Genomic DNA, 15,360 nt, shown 5'->3' on the forward strand with positions numbered 1-15,360 from the left:
ACTGCCGCCTGATTAGACTGCGCCGAATTCCACAGGCCTAGCCTTTTGTAAGGACGTATATGATCAAAAAATGCTTGTTCCCGGCAGCCGGTTACGGCACTCGCTTCCTGCCTGCTACCAAAGCCATGCCCAAGGAAATGCTGCCGGTGGTCAACAAGCCACTGATCCAGTATGGCGTTGAAGAGGCACTGGATGCCGGTCTGAACGAGATTTCCATCGTCACCGGGCGCGGCAAGCGCGCGCTGGAAGACCACTTCGACATCAGCTACGAGCTGGAAAACCAGATCAAGGGCACCGACAAGGAAAAATACCTGGTTGGTATCCGTCGCCTGCTCGACGAGTGCTCGTTCTCCTACACCCGCCAGACCGAAATGAAAGGCCTGGGCCACGCCATCCTGACTGGCCGCCCGCTGATTGGCGACGAGCCGTTCGCCGTGGTGCTGGCGGACGACCTGTGCGTGAACCCGGAAGGTGACGGCGTACTGACCCAGATGGTCAAGCTGTACAACCAGTTCCGTTGCTCGATCGTCGCCATCCAGGAAGTCGACCCGCAGGAAACCAACAAGTACGGTGTGATCGCCGGCGACATGATCCGTGACGATATTTTCCGCGTCACCAACATGGTCGAGAAGCCAAAGCCGGAAGACGCCCCGTCGAACCTGGCGATCATCGGTCGCTACATCCTGACCCCGGACATCTTCGACATCATCGCCAACACCGAGCCGGGCAAAGGTGGCGAGATCCAGATCACCGACGCGCTGATGCAACAGGCGCAGAACGGCTGCGTGATTGCCTACAAGTTCAAAGGCAAGCGTTTCGACTGCGGTGGCGCCGAAGGCTACATCGACGCGACCAACTTCTGCTTCGAGAACTACTACAAGACTGGCAAGGCTTACTGATAAGCCCTGCTGGCCTGAAAGCCACCCTTCGGGGTGGCTTTTTTGTTTGCGGCGGCCAACGGCGTTATGCTGGGCGCCTGCCTAGGAGAGTGAATACATGGCCTACGATTTTGATCTGTTCGTGATTGGTGCCGGGTCCGGTGGTGTGCGCGCGGCGCGGTTTGCCGCCGGCTTCGGCGCAAAGGTGGCAGTGGCCGAGAGCCGCTACCTGGGCGGTACCTGCGTCAACGTGGGCTGCGTGCCGAAAAAACTGCTGGTGTACGGCGCGCACGTTGCCGACGAGCTGGAGCAGGCTGCTGGTTTCGGCTGGACCCTGGAAGAAGGGCATTTCGACTGGGGCACCCTGATCGCCAACAAGAACCGGGAAATCGAACGCCTCAACGGCATCTACCGCAACCTGCTGGTCAACAGCGGGGTCACCCTGTTGCAGGGCCACGCGCGCCTGACCGGTGCCAATGAAGTGGAAGTGGAAGGCCAGCGCTACACCGCCGAGCACATCCTCATCGCCACCGGTGGCTGGCCGCAGGTGCCGGACATCCCGGGCAAGGAACTGGCCATTACCTCCAACGAAGCCTTCTACCTCAAGGACCTGCCACGCCGGGTGCTGGTGGTCGGTGGTGGCTACATCGCCGTCGAGTTCGCCGGCATCTTCCAGGGCCTGGGGGCCGACACCACCTTGCTGTACCGTGGCGACCTGTTCCTGCGTGGCTTCGATGGTTCGGTGCGTACGCACCTGAAGGAAGAACTGGAAAAGCGCGGGCTCGACCTGCAGTTCAACGCCGACATCCAGCGCATCGACAAGCTCGAGGACGGTAGCCTCAAGGCTACCCTCAAGGATGGTCGCGAGTTGGTCACCGATTGTGTGTTTTACGCCACCGGCCGCCGCCCGATGCTCGACAACCTGGGCCTGGAAAACACCGGCGTGGAACTGGACGCGCGCGGCTTCATCCGCGTCGACGACCAGTACCAGACCACCGCACCGTCCATCCTGGCCATCGGTGACGTGATCGGCCGTGTGCAGCTTACCCCGGTGGCTCTGGCCGAAGGCATGGCCGTGGCCCGGCGCCTGTTCAAGCCCGAGCAATACCGCCCGGTGGACTACCAGAACATTCCCACCGCAGTGTTCAGCCAGCCGCCCATCGGCACCGTGGGCCTGACCGAAGAGCAGGCGCTGGAGGCCGGGCACAAGGTGCAGGTGTTCGAAAGCCGCTTCCGCGCGATGAAACTGACCCTGACCGACATCCAGGAAAAGACCCTGATGAAGCTGGTGGTCGATGCCGAGACCGACAAGGTGCTGGGCTGCCACATGGTCGGCCCCGACGCGGGCGAGATCATCCAGGGCCTGGGCGTTGCCCTGAAGGCCGGTGCGACGAAGCAGCAATTCGACGAAACCATTGGCGTGCACCCGACCGCGGCCGAAGAGTTCGTGACCATGCGCACAGCGACGCGCTGAGCGCGTTCCATCCTGTGGGAGCGGCCTTGTGTCGCGAAAGGCCGCTCCCACAAAAGCTGCTTCTACAACAAACCTCCCCGCAATCCTTTGCTCAGCCCATTCCCTTCTATTAATAAACCTCGGTTATAGCCAAAACCAATCAAAAGCATGAGCTTTGCCAATGAGCCTTTATCGGGACCAGCGGTTAGGATTCTCTCCATCAACTGATTCCAACCCCATGAAGGAGCGTCTCTCATGCCAATCATCAACAGCCAGGTCAAACCGTTCAACGCCACCGCCTACCACAAGGGCGAATTCGTCCAGGTCAGCGAAGCCGACCTGAAAGGCAAGTGGTCTGTCGTGTTCTTCTACCCGGCCGACTTCACCTTCGTCTGCCCGACCGAGCTGGGTGACCTCGCCGACAACTACGCCGAGTTCCAGAAGCTGGGCGTGGAAATCTACGGCGTGTCCACCGACACCCACTTCACCCACAAAGCCTGGCACGACACTTCGGACACCATCGGCAAGATCCAGTACCCACTGATCGGTGACCCGACCCACGTTATTTCGCGCAACTTCGACGTGCTGATCGAAGAAGCCGGCCTGGCCGATCGCGGTACCTTCGTGATCAACCCGGAAGGCCAGATCAAGATCGTCGAACTGAACGACGGTGGGGTAGGCCGCGATGCTGCCGAACTGCTGCGTAAAGTGAAAGCTGCCCAGTACGTTGCCGCTCACCCGGGCGAAGTCTGCCCGGCCAAGTGGAAAGAAGGCGAAGCCACCCTGGCGCCATCGCTGGACCTGGTCGGCAAGATCTAAGTCCATGTGCCAGTCGCGGGCGGTGAGCAGCCGCCAAAGCTGAAGTACTTACCGCCCCGTCAAACGCCCGGGCGACCTCGCCTGGGCGTTTTTGTATCCGAGTTTTGAAAAAGGAATCGCCCGTATGTTGGACGCCACGCTTAAATCGCAACTGAAAACCTACCTGGAGCGGGTCACCCAGCCGATCGAGATCGTTGCTTCCCTCGACGACGGTGCGAAGTCCCGCGAATTGCACGACCTGCTGCTGGAAATTGCCAGCCTGTCGAACCTCATTACCTTTAGCGCGGACGGTACCGACGCCCGTCGTCCTTCGTTCTCGCTGAATCGCCCGGGAGCCGACATAAACCTGCGCTTCGCCGGCATCCCCATGGGCCACGAATTCACCTCGCTGGTGCTGGCACTGCTGCAAGTCGGCGGCCACCCGTCCAAGGCCAGTGCCGAAGTGATCGAGCAGATCCAGGCGCTGGAAGGCGAATTCACCTTCGAAACCTATTTCTCGCTGTCGTGCCAGAACTGCCCGGACGTGGTCCAGGCGCTGAACCTGATGGCGGTGCTCAACCCCAATGTGCGCCACGTGGCCATCGACGGCGCGCTGTTCCAGGCAGAAGTGGAATCGCGCAAGATCATGGCGGTGCCGAGCATTTACCTGAACGGCGAAGTGTTCGGCCAGGGCCGCATGGGCCTGGAAGAAATCCTTGGCAAGATCGACACCAACGCAGGTAGCCGCCAGGCCGAGAAGATCAATGCCAAGGATGCCTTCGATGTGCTGGTGGTCGGTGGTGGCCCAGCCGGCGCCTCGGCAGCCATCTATGCCGCGCGTAAAGGCATCCGCACCGGTATTGCGGCCGAGCGTTTCGGCGGCCAGGTGCTCGATACCCTGGCCATCGAGAACTTCATCTCGGTACAGGAAACCGAAGGGCCGAAGCTGGCCACGGCGCTGGAAGAACACGTCAAGCAGTACGACGTGGACATCATGAACCTGCAGCGTGGCGAAGCGCTGATCCCGGCTACCGCTGGCGGCCTGCACGAAGTACGCCTGGCCGGTGGCGCCTCGCTCAAGGCCAAGACCGTGATCCTGGCCACCGGTGCCCGCTGGCGCGAAATGAACGTGCCGGGCGAGCAGGAATACCGCGCCCGTGGCGTGGCCTACTGCCCGCACTGTGACGGCCCGCTGTTCAAGGGCAAGCGCGTGGCGGTGATCGGTGGTGGCAACTCGGGTGTGGAGGCGGCCATCGACCTGGCCGGTATCGTCGCCCAGGTGACGCTGATCGAGTTCGACAGCCAACTGCGTGCCGATGCGGTGCTGCAGCGCAAGTTGCACAGCTTGCCGAACGTGAAGGTGATCACCAGTGCGCTGACCACCGAAGTGCTGGGGAATGGCGAAAAAGTGACCGGCCTGCGCTACAAGGACCGCACCACCGACCAGCAGCATGAAGTGGCGTTGGAAGGCATCTTCGTGCAGATCGGCCTGCTGCCGAACACCGACTGGCTGAAAGGTACCGTCGAGCTGTCGCCGCGTGGCGAGATCATCGTCGACGCCAAGGGCCAGACCAGCATCCCGGGTGTGTTTGCGGCGGGTGACGTGACGACCGTGCCGTACAAGCAGATCGTGATCGCGGTGGGTGAGGGGGCCAAGGCATCGCTGGCGGCCTTTGACCACCTGATTCGCACGTCGGCACCGGCATGAGCCTGTACCGGCCTCTTCGCGGCCAAAGCCGCTCCCACAGGTACTGCGCAGCTTTTGAAAGCTGTGGAGGTCCCTGTGGGAGCGGCTTTAGCCGCGAAAGGGCCGGTGCAGGCAAAGCAGGAACCTGAAGGTGTCTATGATTACTGCAGACCCTTCAGGAATCACACCCATGACCCTGATCAGCCGCGAACCCTGGTGGCTAGTCCCGCCAAAGCCCGGGCAGCAAGAGCAGGACCTGCACTGGGGTTACCTGGAAATCTACGCCGACGGCCGCACCGTGTTCGTCGACCAGCGCCCCAGTGACCGGGAGCTGGCCGAGCGCAAGAGCTGCCGCAACTTCCCCGACCCCGAGCCGTGACGGCTCAGCCTTCCAGCTCGGCCAGGCGTGCCTCCAGCGCCGCGATGCGGGCTTCCAGGGCTTCGATACGGTCTTCCGACACATTGCCGCCGCTGCGTGCGCCACCTTCCTGCTGCCGTGCAGCCAGGATCGCCTCGATTTCCGCCGGATCGCCCAAGGCATGGGTGTAACGGTCTTCCCGCTGGCTGGCCTGGCGTGGCAGGTGCAAGGCCAGGCCGCGCGAGATCAGGCGCTCCAGCTGGTGCTGGATCTGCTCGGTGTCGTCGAAGTCGTGCAGGCGGTTGCTGCGGGTCAGCAGTTCGTTGAGGGTTTGCGGGCCGCGCAGGAACATCAGGCCCATCAGTACCAGTTGCGCCGGCACCAGCTCCAGCGCCTTGTCCACCCGGTGTTCCCAGCGGTCGGCGCGGCTGCCCATCTGCAGGCGGGTCATGCCTTGCCCTTCGAGGGCGCGCAGGGCCTGGCCGACCTGGCCTTGGGTGAGGTTCATCACCGGCTCGCGGCTGGTCTTCTGGTTGCAGGCCAGAACCAGGGCATTGAGGGTCAGCGGGTAGCTTTCCGGGCTGGTGGCCTGCTTCTCGATCAGCGAGCCGAGAATACGGATCTCGATGCTGTTGAAGCGGCCTTCGCCGGCGGTTTCGTGTTCTGACATGGCCCTGTCTCATTGCTGGGGAAAGGCCACTAGGGTAGGTAATGCCATCGTGTTAGGCAATTGGCACCTGTGGGAGCGGGTGAACCCGCTCCCACAGGGCCCCGGCAATCTCAAGCGGTGCGCTGCTCTTCGGCCTGGCACGCCGCTGCGGTAAACAGCACATCGGTCGACGAATTCAGCGCCGTCTCGGCCGAGTCCTGCAGCACGCCGATGATGAAGCCCACTGCCACCACCTGCATGGCAATTTCGCTAGGGATGCCAAACAGGCTGCATGCCAGCGGAATCAGCAGCAGCGAACCACCGGCCACACCCGAGGCGCCGCAGGCACACACCGCCGCCACCACGCTGAGCAGCACAGCGGTCGGCAGGTCCACCGGAATACCCAGGGTATGCACCGCCGCCAGGGTCAGCACGGTGATGGTGATGGCGGCACCGGCCATGTTGATGGTCGCACCCAGCGGGATCGACACCGAGTAGGTGTCCTCATGCAGGCCAAGGCGCTCCGACAAGGCCAGGTTCACCGGAATGTTGGCCGCCGAGCTGCGGGTGAAGAACGCGGTGATACCGCTTTCGCGCAGGCACAGCAGGGTCAGCGGGTACGGGTTGCGGCGAATTTTCCAGAACACGATCAGCGGGTTCATCACCAGGGCCACGAACAGCATGCAGCCGATCAGCACCGCCAGCAGGTGCAGGTAACCGAGCAGGGCGTCCAGGCCCGACTGGGCCAGGGTGGCGCTGACCAGGCCAAAGATGCCCAGCGGGGCGAAGCGGATGACTACGCGCACGATCAGGGTCACGCCATTGGACAGGTCCTCGACCACGGTGCGGGTGGTTTCGCCGGCATGGCGCAGGGCCACGCCCAGGCCGATGGCCCAGGTCAGTATGCCGATGAAGTTGGCGTTGAGCAGGGCGTTGATCGGGTTGTCGACCGCACTCAGCAGCAGGTTCTGCAGCACCTCGGTAATGCCGCCCGGCGCGCTCAGCGTAGCCTCGCCGGTGCTCAGCACCAGGTTGGACGGGAACAGCATGCTGGCGACCACCGCGACTACTGCGGCGCCGAAGGTGCCCAGCAGGTACAGCCAGAGGATCGGGCGAATATGGGTTTCCTGGCCGTGGCGGTGGTTGGCGATCGAGGCCATCACCAGGATGAACACCAGCACGGGGGCCACCGCCTTGAGGGCGCTGACGAACACTTTCCCGAGGAAGGCCATGTCGCGGGCGATGGCGGGCGCAAGCAGGGCCAGGGCGATGCCGGCGATCAGGCCGATGACGATCTGCGTCACCAGGCTGGTGCGGTTGAGGAAGCGGAGGACAGGGGTCATGTGCAGCGATATCCCAGCATGTTCAAAAAGGGCGCGACTTTACCATAGACCTTTGTCTAGCAGGGGCGGCCTCTTCGCGGGCATGCCCGCTCCCACAGGTACTGCACCGGCCTCAAATGCTGTGCGGCCCCTGTGGGAGCGGGCGTGCCCGCGAAGAAGCCACCACGGTCACCAGTGAAACAACTCCCGCCGCGCCCCCTCGGTAATCGCCACGATCCCCGGGTGCTTGACCTTGCGCTCCACCGAAATGGCATAGAACGACTCGTGCACGGCCTCGGTCTGCCCGATCAGCACCACGCCATACTGGCGGCACACTTCCTCGGCGATCACGCTGGGCGCGACGAAGATGCCGCTGCCCGACTGCCCGAATGCCTGCATCAAGGCACTGTCATCGAACTCACCCACGATCCGCGGCTGCACCTGCTGCTCAGCCAGCCAGCGCAGCAGGCGGCTGCGGACCACGGTTTCCTGCCCGGGAATAAGCAATGGCGCATCCTGCAGGCAGGCGGGGAAGGGGCCTTCAAGGCGTTGTGCCAGCGCCGGGGTGGCGAAGAAGCTCAACCCGCATTCGCCCAGCTTCTGGCTATAGCCCTTGATGTCCAGGTGGCTGGGCATGGGGCTGTCGGAAATCACCAGGTCCAGGCGCTGGATCGCCAGGTCGGCCAGCAGCCGTTCGAGCTTGTCTTCACGGCAGTTGATGCGCAGCACGTCGTCCAGCTCCATGGTCGGCGCCAGCAGGCGGTAGACGATGGACTTGGGCACCACGTCAGCCACGCCCACGCGGAACAGGATCTGCTCTTGCGGGCCGGCCCGCAGCATGGCTTCCAGTTCGCCGCCCAGCTGGAACATCTGCTCGGCATAGATCAGCGTCTGGCGCCCTGTTTCGGTCAGCTCCAGCTGCCGCCCCACGCGCTGGAACAACTCCAGGCCGTAGGTCTGTTCGAACAGGCTGATCTGCCCGCTGATGGTTTGCGGGGTCAGGTTCAACTGTTCGCTGGCGCGGGCGATGCTGCCGGTCTTGGCCACGGCCCAGAAGTAGTGCAACTGCCGATAGTTGAGCATCGGTGCTTTCCGGATTCGTAAAAACCGAAGTATAACCGCTGAAAATACGAATTTTCCTGATGTATTACGCTCTTTAGAATGCGACCCCATCAGGCGCCCTGTGCGCCGCCGCAATATCGACAAGCGAGGAACCCATGCTGCAACTCAAATCCATCGGCACGCCGCTGGTGCTGGCCTTGGCCCTGTTCACCCTGGCCGGTTGCGAGCAGGCCGAGAAATCCGCCCAACAGATGCTCGACCAGGCCGCACAGTCGGCCAAGCAAGCCATCGACGACACCAACAAGGCCGCGCAGCAGGCGTTGAGCGAGGCCATCGGCAGCGAAGGGCACAAGCCCAAGGACGCCGAAAAGAAAGAAGACACCCAGGAAATCTGACCCCAACCGCTGCTGCAGGATTTGAACAATGGAATACTTGCTGGAACTCGTCGCTAGCCCTACCGCCTGGGTTGCCCTGGCCACGCTGGTGGCCATGGAAGTTGTACTGGGTATCGACAACCTGATCTTCATCTCCATCCTGACCAACAAACTGCCGGTGGAGTACCGCTCCAAGGCGCGCCGTATCGGTATCAGCATGGCCCTGGTCATGCGCCTGGCCTTGCTCAGCACGGTGGCCTGGATCGTCCAGTTGACCGACCCGGTGTTCGAAGTGTTCGGTAATGCCTTCTCCTGGAAGGACGTGATCCTGATTGCCGGCGGCCTGTTCCTGCTGTGGAAGGCGACCAAGGAGATCCACGAGAACGTCGACCCGCACGGGGCCAAGGAAGAAGCCAAGGTGTCGTCGACGGTTACCCTGGGCTTTGCCGCGGCGATCTTCCAGATCCTGTTGCTGGACATCGTCTTCTCGGTCGACAGCATCATCACCGCCGTAGGCATGACCGAGCACCTGCCGATCATGATCATTGCCGTTATCACTGCCGTGATCGTCATGATGGTGGCCGCCGACCCGTTGGCCAACTTCATCAACGACAACCCGACCGTGGTAATGCTGGCCCTGGGCTTCCTGATCATGATCGGCATGACGCTGATCGCCGAAGGTTTTGGCGCTCATGTACCGAAGGGTTATGTGTACGCGGCCATGGCCTTCTCGACGGCGATCGAGGTCCTCAACATCCTGGCCCGTCGGGCGCGGTTGAAGCGTGAGGCGGCTGAAGGTTGATGTGAAAGGGCGGGGCGCTTGCGCCCCGTTCGCGGGTGAACCCGCTCCCACAAGTACCCCGCCGCTTTTGAAGGCAGTGGAGGACCTTGTGGGAGCGGGTTCACCCGCGAATGGGCTCAGGAATTTTTGAAATCAGTGCACCCCGGCATGCCGCCGTGCCCGGCGCACAGGCTGTGGCTTGGCAGGGACCTGCGGTGGCAGGTGGTGGTGGGAATGACGCCGCACGATACGCAGTACCCCCCACAGCATGGCGGCTGCGACGCTCAGCCACATGCCCACCAGCATGAGGATTGCCATGGTCAGGCTCATCTGTGCCTCCATCTCTACAGGCCGCGCTCGGTCAACCGGCGCTGGCCGTCCAGACACTGCTTTAGTCTAGCCCTTCGCCTGTGACGTTCCATTGACCAAAGGTCTATTGCTTGGTCCGATTTGCTCCTAACCGGTGTCGGACTATACCCGCGCCGCTGTCCGACCTATGATCGGTGGCCAGAGCCGGGCGCTGCCTGCCTGGCGTTGGAGCAAGCGAGTGTCCATGCAGCAACATTCCTTCAAGACCACCCCCCGTCGGCTGCTGGCTGCCTGCCTGGTAGCGGCTAGCCTGGCCGGCTGTGCCAGCGCACCTTCCGCCAACCTCAAGGGCCTGCCGCAGCGGGTCGAGATCAGCAGCGTGCCGTTCTACCGTGGCAACGCCAACCACAGCGGGGCCATGGCATTGGCGGCGGTGCTGTCGCAACAGGGGGCACCGATCACGCCGGGGCTGCTGGACAAACCGCTGAACCTGCCCCAGGGCGCCGAGGCGCTGGACACCGGCATTCCCCGCGTGGCGCGCGACTACGGCATGGTGGTGTATCCGCTGGACAAGCAGCTGGACGCGCTGTTGACCCAGGTGGCGGCGGGCAACCCGGTGCTGCTGCGTTACGAGGACGGTTCGGCCTGGTGGAGCGAGCCACGCTACGCCGTGTTGATCGGCTACGACCGCTACAAGCAGCGGGTGCTGTTGCGCTCTGGCATGCATCGGCGGCAGGTGATGGGCTTCGATGCCTTTGCATCGGCATGGGCGAAGCTGGGGAGTTGGGCGGTGCTGGTGCAGCCACCACGGCAACTGCCGGCCCAGGTGGACCGCCAGCGCTGGCTGCAGGCTGCGGATGAACTGGCCCGGGCGGGGCAGGAGATTGCGGCGAAGCAGGCTGTGAGTAGCCTGAACAAATAGCTTTATCTCTGCCGGCCCTTTCGCGGGTGAACCCGCTCCCACAGGAAACCTGCTGCCCTCAGGTGCAGTGATATCCCTGTGGGAGCGGGTTTACCCGCGAAGAGGCCAGGCCTGCCTACATCAGAAGCCCAGGCGATCGCGCAGGCTGTAGTACCAGGCCCCAATGGCGCTGAACGGCACGCGCAGCATCTGGCCACCCGGGAACGGGTAGTGCGGCAGGCCGGCGAAGGCGTCGAAACGCTCGGCCTGGCCACGCATGGCCTCGGCCAGCACCTTGCCCGCCAGGTGGGTGTAGGTCACGCCGTGACCCGAGCAGCCCTGCGAGTAGTAGATGTTGTCACCGATACGTCCAACCTGCGGCAGGCGCGACAGGGTCAGCAGGAAGTTGCCGGTCCAGGCGTAGTCGATCTTCACGTTCTTCAGCTGCGGGAAGGCCTTGAGCATCTTCGGACGGATGATCGCCTCGATGTTGGCCGGGTCACGCGCGCCGTAAACCACGCCACCACCGAAGATCAGGCGCTTGTCGCTGGTCAGGCGGTAGTAGTCGAGCAGGTAGTTGCAGTCCTCTACGCAGTAGTCCTGCGGCAGCAGGGTGCGCGCCAGTTCGTCGCCCAGTGGCTCGGTGGTGATCACCTGGGTGCCGCATGGCATGGACTTGCTGGCCAGCTCTGGCACCAGGTTGCCCAGGTAGGCGTTGCCGGCGACGATGATGAACTTGGCGCGGACCTTGCCCTGCGGGGTGTGCACCACCGGGTTGGCGCCACGCTCGATGCGTACGGCCGGGGTTTGCTCATAGATGATGCCGCCCAGCGACTCGACCGCGGCGGCTTCGCCCAGGGCCAGGTTCAGTGGGTGGATGTGGCCGCCGCTCATGTCCAGCATGCCGCCCACATAGTTGTCGCAGGCGACCACTTCGCGGATGCGCTTCTGGTCCATCAGCTCCAGCTGGTTGTGACCGAAACGTTCCCACAGGCGCTTTTGCGACTCCAGGTGGCCCATCTGCTTGCTGGTGAGGGCAGCGAACACGCCACCGTCCTTCAGGTCGCACTGGATGTTGTACTTGGCCACGCGCTCACGAATGATACGCCCGCCTTCAAAGGCCATCTGGCCCAGCAGTTGGGCCTCCCTGGGGCCGACGGTGCGTTCGATTACGTCGATGTCGCGGCTGTAGCTGTTGACGATCTGGCCGCCGTTGCGGCCCGACGCGCCGAAGCCGACCTTGGCTGCTTCGACGATGCTCACCTTGAAGCCGTTCTCCAGCAGGAACAGGGCGCTGGACAGGCCGGTGTAGCCGGCACCGATGATGCACACATCAGTTTCCACCTCACCCTGCAGCGCCGGACGTGGCGGCACCGGGTTGGCCGAGGCGGCGTAGTAGGACTGGGGGTAGGGGGTGTTAGCCATGCTGCAGGAACCTCGTGTTTTATATTTTTAACGAATGTACCGATGCTATCAATAATAATAAACACCCGCTAGTCGTCCGTTGAAAATCCTTTACTCGGTCCCCGCCAGCGCGCCTTTCTATAAAGAGTTTAAGATTCAGTAGGTTAGCGCGAAAAAAAGTGTTGACAGGGTTTTTGGAATGAGTAGAATGCGCACCACACGACAGGCACATAGCTCAGTTGGTTAGAGCACCACCTTGACATGGTGGGGGTCGTTGGTTCGAGTCCAATTGTGCCTACCAAATCGAAGAAGGGGTGATCCGCAAGGGTCACCCCTTTTTTCATTGGGGTTTCATGCGGCCTGATGCGCCAAGCGCCCTCTCTATGCATGAATCTCGAAAGTTTTTGATTTTTCTCAAAAAAACGCTTTACAGGTACGCATTCGATCACTAATATGCGCACCACACGACAGGCACATAGCTCAGTTGGTTAGAGCACCACCTTGACATGGTGGGGGTCGTTGGTTCGAGTCCAATTGTGCCTACCAAATCGAAAAAGGGCGATCAGCAATGATCGCCCTTTTTGCTGTGCGCACGAAGCAGCGTGTAACGTTTGGTCGCGGTTCGGGGCATTGCCTGGCGTGCTAGAATCCGCCCCTTCGAATCTGGAGGTACACACGTGCGCAAACTGGCTGTGGTAATGGCGGTGCTCGCCCTGGCGGGCTGTGAGAACGAGGTCGAAGGCGTGCACAAGCAGGTGGCTGAACACCTGCACAACCCCAAGACCGCCAAGTTCGGCAACGTGCGGATCGACACCCAGGGCACCATCTGCGGCCAGGTCCGCGGCAAGGATGATGCCGGGCAGTACGAAGCCTACCGCAGCTACGTGGCGATCAAGCGCGATGGCCAGTACGAAATCATCGTCGACGACAGTGGCAACAATCTGCGCATCCGTGAGATGTGCGGCGGCGCCGAGCTGCAGCGCCGCGCCGAAGCCCTGGCTGGCCAGCCGGCCCCGCAAGGCTGGGACGTGGAAGTGATCCAGGGCGCCAACATGGGTGCGCTCAGCGACATGACCGCACGCCTGATCGAAAAGGGCATTCCCTCCTCGGTGGAGTACCGCGACGGCAAGCCGGTGGTGCTGATGGGGCCGTTCCCGAGCCGTGAGGAAGCCGAAGCACGCAAGGCCGAGGTGATGGCCAAACTGGGTACCGATTCGGTGGTCATCCAGCACGGCGCAGCACGCTGAACCCGGTTCCTGTACGAGCGGCCTTTTGTGGGAGCGGCTTCCACAAGTCCGCTTCTGCAAGGTCGGCGCGGCACAGCCACGCCTGCGCTAGACATTGTCCGCACAGTTTTGGCTATGCTTGGCAGGAAGAAGCCGAACGGGGAGGGCCTCATGTCTACACTGGAGCGGGCCATTGCCGTGGCCGCCAGGGCGCATGAAGGGCAGTACGACAAGGGTGGGGCTGCTTATATCCTCCACCCGTTACGCGTGATGATGCGGGTTTCCACGCCTGAACAACGGATTGTCGCGGTGCTTCACGATGTGATCGAAGACACTTCGCTGACCCTGTCCGACCTGGCGCGCGAGGGCTTTGCGCTGAAAATCCTTGCCGCCTTGCTGGCGCTCAGCCGCCGTGAGGGCGAGGCCTACCAGGACTTCGTGGTGCGCCTGGGCAGTGACCCGCTGGCGCGCACAGTCAAGCTGGCCGACCTGGCCGACAACAGCGACCTTTCGCGCATCCCATGCCCGGGCCCCGCCGACCTGGCGCGGCTGGCGCGTTACCGTGAAGCCAGCGCCTACCTGCAGGCCTTGGCCTGAGGTCAAGCCGCAGGCCTTGCAGGCGACCCGGGTCAGGCAACTGCCATGCTGGCCGCGGTCAGTCTTCCTTCGGTACGGTCCAGAAAATCTGCACGCCACCATCGTCGCGGTGGGCGAGGGTGACGTTGTCGTTTTCGGCGATTTCCTCGAGCAGGGTTTCCCAGTCTTCCGGCGTCTCGTGTTCCAGGCGGAAGATCAGCGCCGCGCGGCTGCGCTGGGCGGTGGGACTGTTGATGATCTTCTGGATGCGCATACCCAGTTGTTCATAGCTGCTCGGGGTGGCGGAGGCGGTGCTGGACACAAGTGTTTCCTTGTTTTGCTGTATGCGCATACAGTATTTTACCGTAAGTAATTTCGCAACATCTTGTCAGGCGAAAACTGTGCTCAAGCGCAAAAGGGCGCATTTCATTCGGAATCCCGAACAAGCACAGGAAAAGGCGTTCGGCTTTTCGGACAAATTCCAGATAAACTGCCCCTGGCTCGACTTGACCTCCGCCAGCCAAACGGATTTGACAAACCCCGGTCCTGTTTCCATAGTGAGTCAACGCAAACGTTTGCGATCCGACAAAAAACACAAGATCCGGAGTCATCGTCCATGAAACTGCCGTTCCCCGGTCGTCTGCTGGCCCTCGCGGTCATTTCCTCGCTGTCCTTTGCCCTGCCGTTTTCCGCCGCCCACGCCGAAGACAAGCCCAAGGTCGCCCTGGTCATGAAGTCATTGGCCAACGAGTTCTTCCGCACCATGGAAGACGGCGCCAAGGACTACCAGAAAGCCCACGCCGATGAATTCGAGCTGATCGCCAACGGCATCAAGAACGAGACCGACACCGGCGAGCAGATCCGCATCGTCGAGCAGATGGTCAACGCTGGCGCCAAGGCTCTGGTCATTGCCCCGGCCGACTCCAAGGCGCTGGTGTCGGCGGTGAAGAAGGCCATGGACCAGGGCGTGGTGGTGATCAACATCGACAACCGCCTGGACCCTGAATTGCTCAAGAGCAAAGGCATCAGCGTACCCTTCGTCGGCCCCGACAACCGCAAGGGCGCGCGCCTGGTCGGCGACTTCCTGGCCAACCAGAAGCTCAAGGCCGGCGACCAGGTCGGCATCATCGAAGGCGTGCCGACCACCACCAACGCCCAGCAGCGTACCGCTGGCTTCAAGGACGCCATGGACGCTGCGCAGATCAAGATCGTCTCGGTGCAGAGCGGCAACTGGGAAATCGACAAAGGCAACGCCGTCGCGGCCTCCATGCTCAACGAATACCCCGACCTGAAAGCCCTGCTGGCCGGCAACGACAGCATGGCCCTGGGCGCCGTGTCGGCCGTGCGTGCCGCCGGCAAGACCGGCCAGGTGCAAGTGGTGGGCTACGACAACATCAACGCCATCAAGCCGATGCTCGCCGATGGCCGCGTGCTCGCCACCCTCGACCAGGCGGCCAGCCAGCAGGCGGTGTACGGCATCCAGGCGGCGCTGAAAATGGTCAAGGGCGAGAAGCCCGACGTGGATGCCGACAACGTCATCCAGACCCCGGTCCAACTCATCACCAAACCCTGATCGCTGGCA

The 15,360-nt window shown here is 62.5% G+C and carries 17 protein-coding genes and 2 tRNA genes; 13 read left to right on the forward strand and 6 right to left on the reverse strand.

Annotated elements, in window-relative coordinates:
• Positions 1 to 59 precede the first annotated feature (59 nt).
• The 5 genes from galU to ACIQYU_RS09765 all read left to right on the forward strand — a co-directional run bounded on the left by galU (position 60) and on the right by ACIQYU_RS09765 (position 5,195).
• Positions 60 to 899, forward strand: a complete 840-nt coding sequence (gene galU / locus ACIQYU_RS09745) for a UTP--glucose-1-phosphate uridylyltransferase GalU (RefSeq protein ID WP_013973181.1) — start codon at positions 60 to 62, stop codon at positions 897 to 899.
• A gap of 97 nt (positions 900 to 996) precedes the next feature.
• Positions 997 to 2,352, forward strand: a complete 1,356-nt coding sequence (gorA, locus tag ACIQYU_RS09750) for a glutathione-disulfide reductase (RefSeq protein ID WP_207831270.1) — start codon at positions 997 to 999, stop codon at positions 2,350 to 2,352.
• Positions 2,353 to 2,586: 234 nt separating this feature from the next.
• The gene (gene ahpC, locus ACIQYU_RS09755) at positions 2,587 to 3,150 is read left to right on the forward strand and encodes an alkyl hydroperoxide reductase subunit C (RefSeq protein WP_004375926.1); all 564 of its coding nucleotides are present in this window, start codon (positions 2,587 to 2,589) and stop codon (positions 3,148 to 3,150) included.
• A gap of 124 nt (positions 3,151 to 3,274) precedes the next feature.
• Entirely contained in the window at positions 3,275 to 4,837 is a 1,563-nt protein-coding gene (gene ahpF, locus ACIQYU_RS09760; RefSeq protein WP_402799326.1) for an alkyl hydroperoxide reductase subunit F, read from the forward strand.
• Between the two features lie 169 nt (positions 4,838 to 5,006).
• Positions 5,007 to 5,195, forward strand: a complete 189-nt coding sequence (locus tag ACIQYU_RS09765; RefSeq protein WP_013973178.1) for a hypothetical protein — start codon at positions 5,007 to 5,009, stop codon at positions 5,193 to 5,195.
• Positions 5,196 to 5,199: 4 nt separating this feature from the next.
• Here ACIQYU_RS09765 and ACIQYU_RS09770 read toward each other — a convergent pair whose 3' ends face one another.
• From ACIQYU_RS09770 to nhaR, 3 genes are all read right to left on the reverse strand, one after another.
• Positions 5,200 to 5,844 (reverse strand): YceH family protein, encoded by a 645-nt coding sequence (locus ACIQYU_RS09770; RefSeq protein WP_402799330.1) that lies wholly within the window; start codon positions 5,842 to 5,844, stop codon positions 5,200 to 5,202.
• 110 nt (positions 5,845 to 5,954) lie between these two features.
• On the reverse strand, positions 5,955 to 7,166 hold the full coding sequence (gene sstT / locus ACIQYU_RS09775) for a serine/threonine transporter SstT (RefSeq protein WP_207837004.1): 1,212 nt from the start codon (positions 7,164 to 7,166) through the stop codon (positions 5,955 to 5,957).
• Between the two features lie 168 nt (positions 7,167 to 7,334).
• On the reverse strand, positions 7,335 to 8,228 hold the full coding sequence (gene nhaR, locus ACIQYU_RS09780) for a transcriptional activator NhaR (RefSeq protein ID WP_207836994.1): 894 nt from the start codon (positions 8,226 to 8,228) through the stop codon (positions 7,335 to 7,337).
• A gap of 134 nt (positions 8,229 to 8,362) precedes the next feature.
• Between nhaR and ACIQYU_RS09785 the strand changes: the two genes are divergently transcribed.
• Positions 8,363 to 8,602 (forward strand): hypothetical protein, encoded by a 240-nt coding sequence (locus ACIQYU_RS09785; RefSeq protein WP_063912438.1) that lies wholly within the window; start codon positions 8,363 to 8,365, stop codon positions 8,600 to 8,602.
• A 28-nt stretch (positions 8,603 to 8,630) separates the two neighbouring features.
• Entirely contained in the window at positions 8,631 to 9,383 is a 753-nt protein-coding gene (locus tag ACIQYU_RS09790) for a TerC family protein (RefSeq protein WP_063912437.1), read from the forward strand.
• Positions 9,384 to 9,515: 132 nt separating this feature from the next.
• Here the strand turns inward: ACIQYU_RS09790 and ACIQYU_RS09795 are convergent, their stop codons facing one another.
• Entirely contained in the window at positions 9,516 to 9,692 is a 177-nt protein-coding gene (locus ACIQYU_RS09795) for a hypothetical protein (protein WP_207836984.1), read from the reverse strand.
• 166 nt (positions 9,693 to 9,858) lie between these two features.
• Here ACIQYU_RS09795 and ACIQYU_RS09800 point away from each other — a divergent pair, with 166 nt between their 5' ends.
• Complete coding sequence (locus ACIQYU_RS09800; protein WP_233693586.1) at positions 9,859 to 10,593, forward strand: peptidase C39 family protein; 735 nt, start codon at positions 9,859 to 9,861, stop codon at positions 10,591 to 10,593.
• A 120-nt stretch (positions 10,594 to 10,713) separates the two neighbouring features.
• Here the strand turns inward: ACIQYU_RS09800 and ACIQYU_RS09805 are convergent, their stop codons facing one another.
• On the reverse strand, positions 10,714 to 11,997 hold the full coding sequence (locus tag ACIQYU_RS09805; RefSeq protein WP_063912435.1) for an FAD-binding oxidoreductase: 1,284 nt from the start codon (positions 11,995 to 11,997) through the stop codon (positions 10,714 to 10,716).
• 203 nt (positions 11,998 to 12,200) lie between these two features.
• Between ACIQYU_RS09805 and ACIQYU_RS09810 the strand changes: the two genes are divergently transcribed.
• From ACIQYU_RS09810 to ACIQYU_RS09825, 4 genes are all read left to right on the forward strand, one after another.
• Positions 12,201 to 12,277, forward strand: a tRNA-Val gene (locus ACIQYU_RS09810).
• A 168-nt stretch (positions 12,278 to 12,445) separates the two neighbouring features.
• Positions 12,446 to 12,522, forward strand: a tRNA-Val gene (locus ACIQYU_RS09815).
• Positions 12,523 to 12,653: 131 nt separating this feature from the next.
• Positions 12,654 to 13,223: an SPOR domain-containing protein gene (locus tag ACIQYU_RS09820; RefSeq protein ID WP_025338525.1), complete on the forward strand. Its 570-nt coding sequence runs from the start codon at positions 12,654 to 12,656 to the stop codon at positions 13,221 to 13,223.
• A gap of 150 nt (positions 13,224 to 13,373) precedes the next feature.
• The gene (locus ACIQYU_RS09825) at positions 13,374 to 13,799 is read left to right on the forward strand and encodes a GTP pyrophosphokinase (protein ID WP_207836980.1); all 426 of its coding nucleotides are present in this window, start codon (positions 13,374 to 13,376) and stop codon (positions 13,797 to 13,799) included.
• Positions 13,800 to 13,857: 58 nt separating this feature from the next.
• On the opposite strand, the gene ACIQYU_RS09830 is transcribed toward ACIQYU_RS09825, so the two are convergent.
• Positions 13,858 to 14,100: a DUF1654 domain-containing protein gene (locus tag ACIQYU_RS09830; RefSeq protein WP_207836978.1), complete on the reverse strand. Its 243-nt coding sequence runs from the start codon at positions 14,098 to 14,100 to the stop codon at positions 13,858 to 13,860.
• Between the two features lie 294 nt (positions 14,101 to 14,394).
• On the opposite strand from ACIQYU_RS09830, the gene ACIQYU_RS09835 reads away from it, so the two are divergent.
• Positions 14,395 to 15,351, forward strand: coding sequence for a sugar ABC transporter substrate-binding protein (locus ACIQYU_RS09835; RefSeq protein WP_207836976.1), 957 nt, complete (start codon positions 14,395 to 14,397; stop codon positions 15,349 to 15,351).
• Positions 15,352 to 15,360 lie beyond the last annotated feature (9 nt).

Source organism: Pseudomonas sp. NPDC096925, from assembly GCF_044762545.1.
GTDB lineage: Bacteria > Pseudomonadota > Gammaproteobacteria > Pseudomonadales > Pseudomonadaceae > Aquipseudomonas.

Excerpts from the sequence above, each read along its gene's own strand:
- ACIQYU_RS09795 (WP_207836984.1), bottom strand. The coding sequence starts at position 9,692 with ATGAGCCTGACCATGGCAATCCTCATGCTGGTGGGCATGTGGCTGAGC.
- ACIQYU_RS09805 (WP_063912435.1), bottom strand. The coding sequence starts at position 11,997 with ATGGCTAACACCCCCTACCCCCAGTCCTACTACGCCGCCTCGGCCAAC.
- sstT (WP_207837004.1), bottom strand. The coding sequence starts at position 7,166 with ATGACCCCTGTCCTCCGCTTCCTCAACCGCACCAGCCTGGTGACGCAG.
- ACIQYU_RS09785 (WP_063912438.1), top strand. The coding sequence starts at position 8,363 with ATGCTGCAACTCAAATCCATCGGCACGCCGCTGGTGCTGGCCTTGGCC.
- ACIQYU_RS09835 (WP_207836976.1), top strand. The coding sequence starts at position 14,395 with ATGAAACTGCCGTTCCCCGGTCGTCTGCTGGCCCTCGCGGTCATTTCC.
- ahpC (WP_004375926.1), top strand. The coding sequence starts at position 2,587 with ATGCCAATCATCAACAGCCAGGTCAAACCGTTCAACGCCACCGCCTAC.
- ACIQYU_RS09825 (WP_207836980.1), top strand. The coding sequence starts at position 13,374 with ATGTCTACACTGGAGCGGGCCATTGCCGTGGCCGCCAGGGCGCATGAA.
- ahpF (WP_402799326.1), top strand. The coding sequence starts at position 3,275 with ATGTTGGACGCCACGCTTAAATCGCAACTGAAAACCTACCTGGAGCGG.
- galU (WP_013973181.1), top strand. The coding sequence starts at position 60 with ATGATCAAAAAATGCTTGTTCCCGGCAGCCGGTTACGGCACTCGCTTC.
- ACIQYU_RS09765 (WP_013973178.1), top strand. The coding sequence starts at position 5,007 with ATGACCCTGATCAGCCGCGAACCCTGGTGGCTAGTCCCGCCAAAGCCC.
- ACIQYU_RS09790 (WP_063912437.1), top strand. The coding sequence starts at position 8,631 with ATGGAATACTTGCTGGAACTCGTCGCTAGCCCTACCGCCTGGGTTGCC.
- gorA (WP_207831270.1), top strand. The coding sequence starts at position 997 with ATGGCCTACGATTTTGATCTGTTCGTGATTGGTGCCGGGTCCGGTGGT.
- ACIQYU_RS09800 (WP_233693586.1), top strand. The coding sequence starts at position 9,859 with ATGATCGGTGGCCAGAGCCGGGCGCTGCCTGCCTGGCGTTGGAGCAAG.
- ACIQYU_RS09770 (WP_402799330.1), bottom strand. The coding sequence starts at position 5,844 with ATGTCAGAACACGAAACCGCCGGCGAAGGCCGCTTCAACAGCATCGAG.
- nhaR (WP_207836994.1), bottom strand. The coding sequence starts at position 8,228 with ATGCTCAACTATCGGCAGTTGCACTACTTCTGGGCCGTGGCCAAGACC.